Source organism: Stutzerimonas stutzeri (assembly GCF_000952685.1).
GTDB lineage: Bacteria > Pseudomonadota > Gammaproteobacteria > Pseudomonadales > Pseudomonadaceae > Stutzerimonas > Stutzerimonas stutzeri_E.
In genome coordinates this window covers 1-14,556 of the sequence record NZ_JYHV01000030.1, presented here as the reverse complement: position 1 = coordinate 14,556, position 14,556 = coordinate 1, and the positions used below count along the sequence as shown (strand labels likewise).

Annotated in this window: 10 protein-coding genes; 2 read left to right on the top strand and 8 right to left on the bottom strand. The window is 60.9% G+C overall.

What is annotated here, in order from left to right; genetic code table 11:
• Window positions 1–12: 12 nt before the first annotated feature.
• The 4 genes from UF78_RS16465 to UF78_RS16450 all read right to left on the bottom strand — a co-directional run bounded on the left by UF78_RS16465 (window position 13) and on the right by UF78_RS16450 (window position 5,174).
• Entirely contained in the window at window positions 13–1,416 is a 1,404-nt protein-coding gene (locus UF78_RS16465) for a diguanylate cyclase domain-containing protein (RefSeq protein WP_080890646.1), read from the bottom strand.
• 124 nt (window positions 1,417–1,540) lie between these two features.
• Complete coding sequence (locus UF78_RS16460) at window positions 1,541–2,224, bottom strand: spermidine synthase (protein WP_045163307.1); 684 nt, start codon at window positions 2,222–2,224, stop codon at window positions 1,541–1,543.
• A 65-nt stretch (window positions 2,225–2,289) separates the two neighbouring features.
• A complete protein-coding gene (locus tag UF78_RS16455) occupies window positions 2,290–4,350 on the bottom strand; it encodes a putative bifunctional diguanylate cyclase/phosphodiesterase (RefSeq protein ID WP_045163306.1) in 2,061 nt (686 codons plus the stop codon).
• 200 nt (window positions 4,351–4,550) lie between these two features.
• On the bottom strand, window positions 4,551–5,174 hold the full coding sequence (locus UF78_RS16450) for a TetR/AcrR family transcriptional regulator (RefSeq protein ID WP_045163305.1): 624 nt from the start codon (window positions 5,172–5,174) through the stop codon (window positions 4,551–4,553).
• 250 nt (window positions 5,175–5,424) lie between these two features.
• On the opposite strand from UF78_RS16450, the gene UF78_RS16445 reads away from it, so the two are divergent.
• Window positions 5,425–6,243 carry a substrate-binding periplasmic protein gene (locus UF78_RS16445; protein ID WP_045163304.1) on the top strand — a complete coding sequence of 273 codons (819 nt, stop codon included), beginning with the start codon at window positions 5,425–5,427 and terminating at the stop codon, window positions 6,241–6,243.
• Window positions 6,244–6,520: 277 nt separating this feature from the next.
• On the top strand, window positions 6,521–8,452 hold the full coding sequence (locus UF78_RS16440; protein ID WP_045163303.1) for a methyl-accepting chemotaxis protein: 1,932 nt from the start codon (window positions 6,521–6,523) through the stop codon (window positions 8,450–8,452).
• A gap of 275 nt (window positions 8,453–8,727) precedes the next feature.
• Here UF78_RS16440 and UF78_RS16435 read toward each other — a convergent pair whose 3' ends face one another.
• The 4 genes from UF78_RS16435 to UF78_RS16420 form a co-directional block, all read right to left on the bottom strand.
• Window positions 8,728–9,552 carry a DUF5020 family protein gene (locus UF78_RS16435; protein ID WP_045163302.1) on the bottom strand — a complete coding sequence of 275 codons (825 nt, stop codon included), beginning with the start codon at window positions 9,550–9,552 and terminating at the stop codon, window positions 8,728–8,730.
• A gap of 78 nt (window positions 9,553–9,630) precedes the next feature.
• Complete coding sequence (locus UF78_RS16430; protein WP_155397663.1) at window positions 9,631–11,130, bottom strand: uracil-xanthine permease family protein; 1,500 nt, start codon at window positions 11,128–11,130, stop codon at window positions 9,631–9,633.
• 237 nt (window positions 11,131–11,367) lie between these two features.
• Window positions 11,368–12,918: a cation:proton antiporter family protein gene (locus UF78_RS16425; protein WP_045163300.1), complete on the bottom strand. Its 1,551-nt coding sequence runs from the start codon at window positions 12,916–12,918 to the stop codon at window positions 11,368–11,370.
• Window positions 12,919–13,085: 167 nt separating this feature from the next.
• Window positions 13,086–14,432 (bottom strand): nucleobase:cation symporter-2 family protein, encoded by a 1,347-nt coding sequence (locus UF78_RS16420; protein ID WP_045163299.1) that lies wholly within the window; start codon window positions 14,430–14,432, stop codon window positions 13,086–13,088.
• Window positions 14,433–14,556: the final 124 nt, after the last annotated feature.

The window sequence follows — 14,556 nt, the reverse complement described above, 5'->3', positions numbered from 1 at the left end:
GAGAAAGACGTCTTACGCGTCTTTCTTCCTGACAGTCGGATCGATCGATGCATCGTCTTGCTTTGCAGGCTGCGGGGTCTTGTCGTGTATCGTCGGGCCTAGCTTCTCCTGATACATGGCCTCGTCGGCATGCTTGAGCAACGAGGCTTCATCGGCGCCGTCCTCCGGGAAATAGGCCACGCCGATACTTGGTTGAGCCACCAGGCTCAGGCCCGCAAGCTCCACAGGTGCTTGCATGGCGCTCCGGATGTTGTCGACGACCACCATCGCATCGGCTCTTGATGGGCTGTTCTCCAGCAGTACGACGAACTCGTCGCCGCCCATCCGCGCAACCGTATCCACTTCCCGGGTGTGCTGCGCTAGCCGCCTGGCGAAGGCTTGCAAAAGTAGATCGCCGACGCTGTGACCGTGATGGTCGTTGACCTGCTTGAACCGGTTCAGATCCAGATAAAGCAGCGAAAACGGCTGACCGTTGCGACGTGCACGTGCCAGTGCGGTTTTCAGCCGGTCGAACAGGAAGGCGCGATTGGGTAAACCGGTGAGCTCATCGTATTGAGCCATCCTCTCCAGGCGGGCATGCAGCTGTTTACGTTCGATGGCCGTGGCGACCTGATTGGCGACGAATTGCAACAGCTCCCGGTCCTGCTCGCGATACGTCGCGTTCTGCGCCGCATCGCTGAGCAAGAGGGCGCCGAGACTGCCCTGGCGCGTCGATAACGGCGCAGCCAGCCAGCAGAACCGGTTCGTGTCGGCGGCCGTCTTGAGATTGCTACAAACCTGGTCATTCTGGGCGGTCAGCAGCAGGGCCTGTCCGGTACGTGTTACCTCCGTGCAGAGCGCCGCGGCCGACTCGAAAGGGAGCTGCGTCGGATCGCCATTGGTTTTGTGATAAGGAAAAATCGGCGAGCCTATGCCCAATGTGTTCAAGGCTACGAAAAAATTGGGTGCCGGGATGAGACTTCCGATGATCAGATGAATCTGCTCGAACAGGGCGGCGAGATCGGCGGTGTTGTGGGCCGCCTCGGATATGGCGTACACCGCCGCTTGCAGCGATTCGAAATGCTTGCGCTGGGTAATGTCACGCGCAACGCCGACGCGCAGCTGGTCGTCCTCGGACCAGCGGGCCGACCACATGATATCCACCCGCTGACCATCCTTGCGGATGTAGCGATTCTCGAAATGCAGGCTGAGCTGGCCTGACATCACTTGCTTGGCCGCTTCCAGAGTGCGCTCACGGTCTTCGGGGGCCACCATGTCTATCATCGCGCGACCGATCATTTCGTCCTGCGTATACCCGAAGATGCGTTCGCACGCAGCGCTGACGTAGACGAAGTGCCCAGTGGCATCAACGACGCAGACGGCGTCGAGCATAAGATCAAGAACGGTAGCCAGGGAGGGGGGATTCTCTGTCGTCATCGCGCGTACTGCTAATCTGCCGACCACGATGGAGCGGGTCAGTCGGGTCTGAGTGTAGCGGAGGCGATCCACAGCTGCTCACAAGTTTGATGGCTATAGGCTATCAATCGTTGCCCGTCCGATATCAGCTTCGTTTGTCGGCGATCCAAATGGTGTGGCGGGTGCCACGGTTACCGTGGGCAAACACTTGGACCTCCTCGGCCTTGAACCCCGACTGGGCCAGGCGCTGAGAAAACGCGCGGTCGGCGCTGGCCGACCATACGGCGAGCACGCCCTTGGAGCGCAGTGCCCGGGCGCAGGTTTCGAGTCCGGCTGATGAATACAGCCAGCTGTTGCCCTTGCGGGTCAGCCCTTCAGGTCCGTTGTCCACATCGAGCATGATCGCGTCGAAGCCCTGCGGCTCGTCCCGTAGGATGGCGGCGACATCGCCCAAGCGTATGCGGGTTCGTGGGTCGTTGATCGGCATGCCAGACTTTTCGCCCAGAGGGCCGCGATTCCATTCGATCACTCCGGGTACCAGTTCAGCGACATGAACCTCGGCGTCGTTGCCTAGATGCTTGAGCGCCGATGCCAGGGTAAAGCCCATGCCCAGCCCGCCGATCAGCACGCGAGGTTGGGTGCGCTGGGCGATTCTTTTGCAGGGAATCTCCGCCAAGGCATCTTCGGAACCGTGCATGCGGGTGTTCATCAGTTGATTGCCGTTGCCGCCCTGGATCTTGATGACAAAATCATCACCGTAGCTAAACAGGCAAAGTGCACCAAGGTCGTCAGGGATGTCTGCGGTGTCGATCAATTCAAAACGCTTCATGCGCGTCGCTCATGGGTAGGCAGAAGAGGAGAGGGCCGTGCTACGAGCACGGCGGACAGATGGCGTTACAGCGGTTCCGAGTTGAACCTGTGTTCGAAACGCAGGGATTGGCGCAACAGTATGGCCAGCTCGGATGCCGGCAGCGGCTTGCTGTAGTAATAACCCTGGCCTTCGTTGCAGCCTTCGTCGATGAGGTAGCGTTCCTGCTCGGCGGTTTCCACACCTTCGGCGATCACCAGCATGCCGAGGCTCTTACCCAACTGAATGATGGCCCGGACGATGGTCGTGTCGCCTTGGTCGGCGGACATGTCGCGGACGAAACTCTTGTCTATCTTGATCTTGTCCAGCGGCAGGCTTTTCAGGTAGCTGAGCGAGGAATAGCCAGTGCCGAAGTCGTCGATCGCAATCAGCGCACCGGAGCGGCGCAGGCTATGCAGATTGCGGGTGGCGGCGGCGATGTCTTCCATCAATCCCGTTTCGGTAACCTCGAGCTCCAGCGTCTCGGGCGGCAGCTGGTGGGTCTCGAGCAGCTTGCTGATCATGTCCGGCAGTTCGGCATGGTGCAATTGCACCGTGGATAGATTGACCGCCATACGCAGGTCGCTGAAACCCTGCTGATGCCATTCGCTCAATTGCCGACAGGCCTGATCCAGCACCCATTCGCCAATGCCGATGATGCTACCGTTCTGTTCGGCGAGGGGAATGAAAATGTCCGGCGGAATCATCTTGCCGCTCGGGTGTGACCAGCGCAGCAATGCCTCGACCCCGGTGATGCGTTTCAGGCGATAGTCGATCTGCGGCTGGTAGACCAGGTGGAACTCGCCGCGCTGAAGGGCTTCTGCCAGGTCGTTCTGTAATTCCCGGCGCGCTCGCATCTGGCTATCGATGCTCGCGACATAAAACTGGTAGCGGTTGCGCGAGCGGTTCTTGGCCAGAGTCATGGTCTGCTCGGCTTTCTGCAGGAGCTTTTCCGTACTGTCGCCGTCTTCGGGATACAGGGTGATCCCGATGGTCGCGCGTAACCGTATGTTCTGCTGATCGAGGATGACGGGGCGTTCCAGATCATCAAGTATTTTTTGCGCCAGCTCCGCCGCTTCGTAGGGTTGCTCGAAGCCGAACAGTACCAGGACGAACTGATCGCCACCCAGGCGTGCGAGAGCACCGACACGCCCGCTCAAGCTGCGTAGACGTTCGGCCAGCGCGACCAGCATGCGGTCCCCGTGCTGATAGCTGAACTGCTCGTTCACACCCTTGAAGTCGTCCAGTCCGAGGCAGAGTACGGCTACGCGGCGCTGCAACCGCGCGGCCTCGCCAAGGATATTGTCGAGCTGCTGTTGCAGTTGTTGGCGATTGGGCAGGCCGGTCAGCGAGTCATACTGGGTCATGCGTTGCAGGCTGCTTTCTGCCGCGTGGCGCAACTGCATGTTGTGTTCGATGGCGGCGAGCAGGCCATTGGCGGTCTCGACCCAAAGCCCTAGCTCATTACGCTCGTGCCCCTTCGGCATCGGCAGCGAGCGTTCGCCCGGGCGGTTCGGGTTGATATGCGACAGGTGCTCGATGAGCTTGGTCAGCGGTCGTGTCAGCAGCCATTCATAGATCAGATAGAGCAGTAGGCCCAAGACCAGTGCCCGAAGAATACCTACGACAAAAATCACTCCCGAGTTGCTGACGAAATCCTCGCCATAAGGGGCAGTATCGAGCGTGATGCGTAGATCGCCATAGTACTCGTTGTAGGGCGGGCGGCCGATCAGTGGGATGGTGAACTCCTGGTCTCGGCCGAGTATCGGATCGGTCAGCCAGCGTGAAGGCGATGACATGAGCGGGCGGGATTTGTAAGCCAGAGGCTTTTCTCCCGGATGGCCGATTGACGCCTCGTGAATCGACTCGTGCTGGAACAGTCCCTCCATGACCTGCGCACCCATTTCCCGGTCCAGGCTGTAGATCGCCTGGGTGGAGGGGTCGCGCGTCATGCGTAGGATTCGCTGCGCCTCCGTATTGATCAGATGGCGGGTCTTGTAAGCATCGAAGACGATTTGCGCGCAGCTCAATACCAGCCCAACGGCAAGCGCTGACAGCAGAACGATACGGAGCAGTTTCCTCGACAGGCTGTTGCGCAATGCGGTCAAAAGGATTTCCTTGTTCCAAGCCGGTGCCCAGCGCAAGTATTAGTCGTCATAGATGAAGCGTCAAAGGTAGGAAGTGCTTATAAGGCAGAACGTTATCAGAACGGCCGGCGTCCTGCAGAACCTTCCGTCGACCGTGCCGTTGCGACCATTTGCAGGTCTAGAACCATGATGCTAGACACTCTGAACGCTAAAAAGCGACTTCAGCTGACGGTGGCTGCTTCCTTTACCTCGCAGCCTTTGATGACCATACGAATGATCGTTTCGGCGGCGGCTTCATAGTCCGCATCGTCGAGCTTCGCCTTGCCTGTCACGGTGGTGATCTGCCAGTCGAAATCGGCGTAGGTCTGGGTTGCTGCCCAGATGCTGAACATCAGATGATTGGGGTCGACCGCAGCCATCAAACCCTGATCGATCCAGCCCTGAATGCAGGCGACGTTGTGGCTGGCCTGGGCGTTCAATTGTGCGGCCCGCTCGGCCGGGAGATGCGGTGCGCCATGCATGATCTCGCTGGCGAACACCTTGGAGGCGCAGGCATGCTCACGTGAAATGCGGATCTTGGTGCGAATGTAGGCGCGCAGTACGTCGGCCGGTTCGCCGGGCTGATTGAACGGAGCGGACGCCTGCAGCAGAGGCTCGACGATGCTGTCGAGCACCTCTCGATAGAGGTTTTCCTTGCTTTTGAAATAGTAGTAAACGTTGGGCTTGGGTAGCCCGGCGCGGTTGGCGATGTCACTGGTTTTACTGGCGGCGAAGCCCTTTTCGGCAAACTCTTCGCTGGCAGCGCGCAGGATCAGTTCTTTGTTGCGCTCGCGGATACTGGACATAAGACCTGTTCGATTCACAACCACCAGCCTGGTGGCCTGCCGCGGCATGCTAGCACTGGCTTCCGAATGGCCTCAAGTCGCTGCGCTGGCGGGATTTTATGTGAACAAATTCCATGATGTTTTGTATACATATATAAAAGGCTTCTGATACTGTCGTGCCATCAGTTCGACTCGTCATGTCCTGCGTTTAATCGATTACAGGACAGCTGCCGGCTGCCGAGCGGGTCGTCCAACACAACAAGGAGCTCCCATGAAAACGATTCTTGCGATCGCCTTGCTGGCGCTGTCGGCACCCGTGCTCGCCGAGCAGACTTATGTAGTCGGTGTCGAGCAGGCGGCTTTCATGCCGCACTATGACGGCGATGCGCACGGCAATTATCGGGGCTTCGCTCGCGAGCTTCTGGACAGCTTTGCCGCGCACAGCGGAGTGCGACTGGTCTACAAGGTTCTACCGGTCGAGGAATTACTACCCGCGCTGCTCGCCGGTCGCATCGATGCCAAGTATCCGGATAACCCCAACTGGTCCGCAGCCGCCAAGCGCGGCTACCGGCTGCATTACAGCCAGGCAGTGGTCAAGTATATCGATGGGGTGATGGTGGCCCCTCGACGCGCAGGGCTTGGGGTCGACGAGCTCAAGCGCCTGGCGGTGGTCGACGGTTGGACACCCTGGGGCTACGAAGATCGGGTCGCGGCCGGGCAGATCCTCCTGGTCAGCAGCCCGGATCTGCCGCGCATGGTGCGCCAGGCCCTGCTCAAGGACAGCGACGGCGCCTACTACAATGTGGTGGTCGCGGCGCACTACCTGAACAATGTGCGTGCGAAGCCGGGCGCTCTGGTATTCGAACCCGCGCTACCGCATACCCGCAGCACCTTCAATCTCTCCACGCTCGATCATCCTGAACTGGTCGAGCGCTTCGACCGCTACCTCGCTGATCAGTCGTCTGCCGTCGCCGCGCTCAAGACACGGCATCAGGTCGAGGCGAACCTGTCTTCGGAATACATCGGCATGGAGCAATGGAAAGTCGATTTTCTCGAGCGGCAGAAGCTCAAGCACGCGAGCGGTGATTGATAGAGGTTCGTCGGCAGCCGTAGGCAGGTCGCGCGTATGCATTAGCCTGTGGTTGCTGGGGCTACGCAAGGTTGGCGAGCCATCACGCCATGAGGCGCGATAGCGAACGGGATAGCGATGTCGACCGCCAGGAGCGGTGCTTCCGGCCAATCAACGCCGCCGCCGAACGGTTATCAAGTTTGTCATGGCCGTACCGATAGACGAATGACGCCATGCATAAATGGCGTATACGAAAAGACGAATAAATGTATACGTAGTTCCCGCCAGAGGTCGTCACATGTCTTTCATGAAACGCAGTATCCAGTGGCAGTTGATTGTCAGCATGGGGGCTGCGTTACTCACCAGCCTCCTGATCGTCATCCTGATTTATTCATCCGCACTGAATGGTTTGGCCGAACGCTATCTGGTTGGTCAGGCCCTGCCTGCCAACATCACCGCGATTCGCAACGATATCGAGCGCACGTTGATGGCGCCGATAACCGCCACCGCCGGGATCGCGGGTAACAGCCTGGTGCAGGAGTGGCTTCGCGATGGCGAGAGCCCGGATCAGGCGGCGGCGATGGGGCGCTACCTGCAGGGCGTGAAAACCCAGGAGCAAGCGTTGACGGCCTCCATCGCGGTGCTGGAAAGCGGCAACTATTATTCCGAGACCGGTCTTTCACGCACCTTGCAACGCAGTGCGCCGGGCGATGGCTGGTTCTACAGCCTGCTCGACAGCGACATAAACCGCCGCTTCGAGATCGACATCGACAAGACCTCGCGGCTACCCACGCTGTTCATCAACCAGCGCATCACGGCCGGCGGCAAGACCCTGGGCGTTGCCGGGCTGGGCTACAGCCTGAAAAGCATGTCCGAGCTGATCAGCAACTTTCGCTTCGGTGAGCGAGGCGAGGTGTACCTGATCGATGCGAGCGGACGGGTCAAGGTTCATCCCCGTACCGAGCATAACGATCGCACCGAACTGAAGGCGCTGACCGGAGATGATGCGGCGCGTCGACTGCTGGCGGGCGAGCAAACGACGGTGAGATTCGAGCATGAGGGCGAAGCTTTTCTGGCACTGGCGCAACCGCTGGACAGCCTGAACTGGATCCTGGTCAGCACGGTGCCGGAAGCCGAAATCTTCGCTGAAGCACGACGCACCTTGTGGACCATCAGCCTGATCGCGGCCTGTATCGCGTTGTTCTTCCTGGGGCTCGTGGTGTTGCTGGCCCGTGGGCTGGTTCGACCGATCCGCCAGGTGACCTCGGCGCTGGTGGAAATCGGCGGTGGCGGCGGCGACCTGACTCGCCGCCTCGACGAGAGCCGGGCTGACGAGCTGGGTGATCTGGCGCGCGGCTTCAATCGCTTCATCGGCAGCCTGCGGGGCCTCATCGGTGACATACTGAATACCAGCCAACAGTTGCGCGTTGCGGTCGGGCAGGTGGCGGAAGTGGTCGATAACACCGCCACCCGCGCCGGGCGCCAGCACGAGATGACGGATATGGTGGCAACCGCGGTGCATGAGATGGGCTTGACGGTCCAGGAGATCGCCCGCAACGCCAGCAGCGCCGCGCAGGCCTCCAAGGACGCGCGTGACGAAGCGGTGCAGGCGGGCCAGGTGGTGGGGGACTCCATCGCACACATCGAGAAAATGTCCGGAGAGATCGGTCACGCCGCCGAATCGGTGACCGACCTCGCGCAGCAGGTCGCGTCTATCGACAAGGTGCTCGCGGTGATCCGCAGCATTTCCGAACAGACCAATCTGCTCGCCCTCAATGCCGCCATCGAGGCCGCACGTGCCGGAGAGATGGGCCGGGGCTTCGCGGTGGTCGCCGATGAGGTGAGAACCCTGGCTAGCCGTACCCAGGCGTCGACCGACGAGATCCAGCAGATGATTCTGGGGCTCAAGAGCGGCGCGGAGACCGCGGTCAATTCGATGCACGCAGGACAGGCTGCCACTGGTACCGGTGTTCAAGCCAGCCAGCGTACCGGCCAGTCGCTGAATGCCATCACGGAGCAGGTCGAAGCGATCAGCGGCATGAATGCTCAGGTCGCCGCGGCGACCGAAGAGCAGAGCAGCGTCACCGAAGAAATCACCCACAACGTCCAGGGCATCGCCGATCTCGCCCAGGCGACCGCCAGCGACGTGCGGGGCTGCCGCGAGGACTGTCAGGCACTGAGCCGCCTGGCGGACGATCTGAGCCGGCAGATGGGCAGCTTCAAGTTGTGATGAAGGGCGCGGGTAAACGAGGCGATTGATCTCAAGGGCAGGTGCAAGATCCGCCGGGAGCGAGGCGGGCTCACCTGTTCTGGAGCGAGCGAGGCTAGTCACCATCAGATGGTTGTATCGGGGCTTCCGGATTCGATGGCGGACCGATCTCTGCTCAGGTTTGCCGAGTACGGGACCGTCCAAGGCGACCCACGCATGAAACGTCGTCCGAAGAAGGAATGAGACAGAGACAAAAAAGGCAGCCCCAGGGCTGCCTTTCGTTCGTCTGCACTCGGTCAGAAGTGCGCTTTGACCAGCAGGCTGGCGGTGTTCTGATTCGTCGAGCCGACGAAGTTGCGGCTGACGAAACCGCCGTCCTCGATACCGTATTTGTCGGACCAGTAGTCGTACTCGATGCCCACGTAAAGCTTGCCCGCCTCACCGTCCAGCGCTTTGCCGAGGTCGTACTTGATCTGTGGGTTGATGTGCAGGTTCTTCGAGACGAAGTCGCCGCGGCGCTCGGAGCCGGCATCGTTGACCACCCAATCGATGAAGCCATCGAAGAGGATGTCGGACTTGCCGACCGGGAAGGTCATGGCCCAGGTCGGTGTCACCTGCCATTGGCCGCCAGGCTTGCCGGTGGTGCCATCGGGCTTGCGGTAGTAGACATTGATGGCCAGGCGATCGAAGCCGGGTACGTCGAGATCCACGGCGGGGCCGAGCAGATAGTTTTGGTTCGGCACGCCATTGGTGCTTTCACCGCGCTCGTAGGTGGCCGCGAGCAACACATCCTTGATCGGGCCGAAACTCATGTCCTGGCCGCTGACTTTGCTCAGCGACAGGCGCGGGCTGAACTCGCCGTAGTAGGTATGGCCGTCGTTGCCGGACAGGCCGTTGTACCACTTGCTATCGACGAACAAAAACATGTCGCCCCAGCTCCAGCCGCTGGCGTGTTCGAAGGTCACGGTCTGTTGAATCTCGCCCGCATCGACCTTGAAATTCTTGCCATATAGATAGGTAAGGCTGTTGTTCTGCCAATGCAGCATGCCGTCGGCGAAGGCCGGTGCGGCGAGCATGCTGCCGGCCAGCGCCAGCGAAAGGGGAGAGAGTCTGAAGTTCATGTGTATACCCTTTGGTTTTGTTGTTGTGATGGATGCGGGTGTTGCGCCTGGCGCCGCAGCGGCCAGGCGCGAGGCGGGTCAGCCGGTTGGGGTGAGGTGCTCTCTGGTGTCGTCGCTGGTCGCCTTCGAGGCAGGCTCGGCGTAGTTCGGGATGTTGACTGCCAGGGTGTTGGTACCCACCGAATCCTCGATCAGATTGTCGGGGTCGTAGTCGTCCAGCTCACCTGGTTCGCGTGGCAGGAAGAAGTTGAGCAGGATCGCGCTGAAGGCACCGATGGTGATCGGTGAGCCGAAGATGTTCTTCAGTACCTCGGGCAGGTTGGTCAGCACTTCCGGCACGGCCGCGACCCCCAGGCCCAGGCCCAGCGAGATGGCCACGATCAGCATGTTGCGGCGGTTCAGCCCCGCTTCGGCGAGGATCTTGATACCGGCGATGGCGACGGTGCCGAACATGATCAGCGTGGCGCCACCGAGTACCGGTTTGGGCATCAGTTGCAGAACACCGCCGACCACGGGAAACAGCGCCAAGAGAATCAGAATGCCAGCGATGTACAACCCTACGTGGCGGCTGGCCACGCCGGTCAGTTGGATCACGCCGTTGTTCTGGCTGAAGGTCGTCATCGGCAGGCTGTTGAAGGTGGCGGCCAGCAGCGAGCTGCAGCCGTCGCCGAGAATGCCGCCCTTGATCCGCTTCATGTACAGCGGACCCTTCACCGGCTGGCGCGAGATCATCGAGTTGGCGGTCAGATCGCCTGCGGTTTCCAGCGGGGTGATCAGGAAGATCACCGCAATCGGAATGAACGCCATCCAGTCGAAGGCGAAGCCGAACTTGAACGGCTGCGGCACACTGATTGCCGGGAGGGTGGCGAGGCTGGAAAAATCCACCATGCCCATCATCCAGGCCGCAAAGTAGCCGACCATCAGTGCGACGATCACCGCTGACAATCGCAGCAGCGGAATCCCGAAGCGGTTGAGCACGATGATGGTACCCAGCACCAGACCCGCCAATGCGAGGTTGGGCAGCGCACCGGGGTTCTCGACCCCGTAGCCGCCGGCGATATCGGTCATCGAAACCTTGATCAACGACAGACCCATCAGACAGATGATGGTGCCGGTGACCACCGGTGTGATGATCCTGCGCAGTCGATCGATGCAGCGGCTGACGGCAATCTCGACGAAAGCGGCGCAGAAGCTGACGCCGAACAGGGTGGAAAGGATTTCTTCCGGACTGCCACCGCGCCCCTTGACGATAAAGCCCGCCGCCAGGATCACGCTGAGAAAGCCGAAACTGGTGCCCTGCAGGCAGAGCATGCCGGCGCCGATAGGGCCGACCCGTTTGGCCTGGATGAAAGTGCCGAGACCTGAGACGAACAAGGCCATGCTGACCAGATAGGGCACGTAGTCGCCCAGGCCAAGCACGCTGCCGATGATCAGGGTAGGGGTAATGACACCGACGAAGCTGGCCAGCACATGCTGTATCGCGGCAAAGGTAGCGGGGAGCGGACCCGGGCGATCCTCGAGCTGATAGATCAGGTCCTGGTTGGGAGCGTCACCGCTCCTGGATTCGGTTGCGGTCATGGTCAAGCCTGCCATTAGTTATTGTTCGGTCATGGGCTTCGGGGCTGCACGGACCCCCATACGCTGATCGTCGGAAAAGCTGTTCGATCGGTCAGGATGTGCCCGACTATAGCAACCTGTGAACACACCTTTAAACAATTAATTTAAAAATTGTGCACAATTCAGATGGCCGCAATCGGCAGGTGAATGATGGGTGATGGGCGATGCTGATAGCGGATGTAGGGCGAGGCAGCCGGCTCAGCGCTTGGCCAGCAACTCCAGGGCCACGTTTTCGGCGAGCCCTGCACCGGCTTCGGTCATGGTGAGGTAGGTGCGGTCGGCGCCGGCTTCCTCGATCTGTTGGGCGATGTCTTCGTACATCGCATGGGAGACGATCAATCCGTCGAAGCCTTTGCTACGCAGCTTGCGGGTAGAAATGATCTTGGCCTCCGCATCGTTCATCGCCAGGATCACCGCCTCCACCTTGTTCATTTCCAGACACGCCCAGAACATCTGGTCTTCGGCATCGGCGAATAGAACATGGCGGCCACTTTCGCTGCTTTTTTCGATGGTAACCGGGTCGGAATCGAGGCTGATCAGGCGCCAGCCCTTTTCGCGCAGATGATCGTAGGCGGCGCGGCCGGTGCGGCCCATGCCCATGATCAGTATTTGTGCGTCACCCAGTGATACCGGTTGCTCGTCGGGGTGCCGGGTGTTGCGTTCGAATGGAATCAGGCGCTTGGCCAGCCGATCGTAGAGCGGGTGGGAGATGCGATTGAGCTGAGCGGAAATGACGAACGACAGCGCCACGGTGATGGCCAGCGGTGTCAGCCACTGGGGCAACACCACGCTGGCGACGATCAAGCCGAACTCACTGTAGTTGGTCAGGCTCGAGGCGCTGAGAAAGGCGCTGCGCGCGCGCAGGCGAAAGAGCAGGAAAAGAAAGAAGAACAGCGCACCCTTGAGTGGCAACAGCACAGCCAGCGCCGCTGCGAAGAGCATGGCGCTCGTATCCGGCAGCCCGCCGATGCCAATCTGCAGAAAAAAACCGACAAGGAAGACTTCCTTGATCGCCCACAACGAGTTCGACAGTTCGGTGGCACGCTTGTGCTTGGCCAGCATGGCGCCGAAGGCCAACGCGCCCAGCTCCGAGCTGAGCCCGACATGCTCGAATCCGAGCCCGCCGACTACAAGCGCCAGGGTGAGGCCCAGCAATACCATCAGCTCCTCGTGACCGCTGTAGTCGAGCAGGCGGAACAGCAACGGACGCAACAGCGGGATGCCGAACACCAGTAATGCCCAGGCCGACGGAACCTTGCCGCTGGCGATGCTCATCACCACCAGGGCGATCAGGTCCTGGATGATTAGTACGCCGATCGCGACCCGGCCATGGAAGGCGCGCAGCTCGCGCTTGCCCTCCAGCACCTTGGCGGCCAATACCGTGCTGGAGAACGACAGCGCGATAGCCAGCAGCAGGCTCTCGCGCCAGCCCGTATCGAGAAACAGCACAATGGCAGGCATGACCAGGAGACTGGAAATGGCGAAATGCAGCAGGCCGCCGCCGATGACCTCGCGACGCAGCAGGTTGCTCAGCTTGAGCTTGAGGCCGACGGTGAACAGCAGCAGCAACACCCCTAGATGGGCGAGGTGGGCAAGAATTTCGCTGTCCTGCGGGCCGACACCGAAATGGTCGCCGAAGCCCGCCAGGGTGAAGCCGGCCCCCAGGTAACCGATCAGCGGCGGCAGGCCCACAGAGCGTGCGGCGAGACCCAGGACGAAGGCGAACGCAATCCAGCTGGCTTCAATCATCTCTAGGTGCTCGGGGCGGGCGGGACTGCATTTTAGCGAGGGCGAACGGCTTGTCGAGGTCCCGCCTGCTGTATACGACGAAACCCGCGCGCGGGCGGGTTTCGTTGCGAGGTGTCGCGGATGACCGGCAAATCCTCGCCGGCTTCAGCGCGACCTGTTTAGCACGCTCAATGCTGAACCGCGCCGGTCAGCGCGTTGCGCTCCGGTCCGCCGAGCACGTTGAACAGGAGGTTCAAGGTCACCGCGCTGAGTGTTGCTACCGCAATCCCGCTATGGGTGATCGGCTCCATCCAGTGCGGCAGGTGCGCAAAGAACTCCGGACGCACCACCGGCACCATGCCCAGACCAATGCTCACCGCGACCAACAGCTGGTTGCGCCGGTCACCGATGTCGGCTTCCTGCAGAATCTTGATGCCGGTGGCGGCGACCATGCCGAACATGGCGATGCCGGCGCCGCCCAGCACGGCGGCAGGAATCGAGGCGACCATGAACGCCGCTTTCGGCAGCAGGCTCAGACTGATCAGGAACAGTCCTGCAATCGCGGTGACATAGCGGCTGCGCACGCCGGTCATCTGCACCAGCCCAATGTTCTGCGCGAACGAGGAGTGGGTGAAGGTGTTCATGAAGCCGGCCAGAAAGGTAGCGCCCGCGTCACACAGCAGGCCACGGCGCAGCTGCTTCGGATCGACATCCTGGCCGGTGATCTTGCCCAAAGCGAGAAACATGCCGGCGGATTCGACGAAGATGATCACCACCACCAGGCACATGGACAGAATCGGTGCGAGCAGGAACTGCGGTGTGCCAAAGTGATTGGGAGTGACGACCTGGAACGCCGGTGCCGTATTGATGCCGGACAGGTCGACCATGCCCAGGCTGCCCGCCAGTACATAACCCAGGGCCATGCCGATCAGCACCGAGACATTGACCCAGAAACCACGCATGAACTGGTTGATCAGCAGAATCACCGCCAGTACCGCTGCTGCCACGCCGAGGTAGGGCAGGGCGCCGAACTGGCCGGTGCCGCTGCCGCCGCCCGCCCAGTTCACCGCGACCGGGAACAGCGACAGGCCGATCGCAGTGATCACCGTGCCGGTCACCAACGGTGGAAACAGCCGCACGATCTTGCACACGAAGGGCGCGATCAACAGGCCGAAGAAACCTGCAGCGATGGTCGCGCCGAAAATCCCGGGCATGCCGACGCCGGGCATGCCTGCCATCACCACCATGCTGCTGACCGCGGCGAAGCTGGCGCCCATCATCACCGGCATGCGGATGCCCACCGGCCCGATGCCCATCGACTGCACGACCGTGGCGATACCTGCCACCAGTAAATCGGCGTTAATCAGGAAGGCGATTTCCTCACGAGACAGCCCGGCTGCCTGGCCCACGATCAGTGGGACGGCTACCGCGCCGCCATACATCAGCAGCACGTGCTGGAAACTCACCAACAGCATCTGCAGCAAAGGCAGTCGCTTCTCCGCTGGGGCGGTTTCCCGCTCGGTCACTTCGTTCATGCAAACACCTCGGACGCTTTTGTTATTGGATGGTCGCGGTGACCCCGCTGAACGTGCGGGGCCGGATATAGGGTGCACGGGGCCGTCGTCAGACCCGCTGATGGTTATCGGACTGTACGTAATC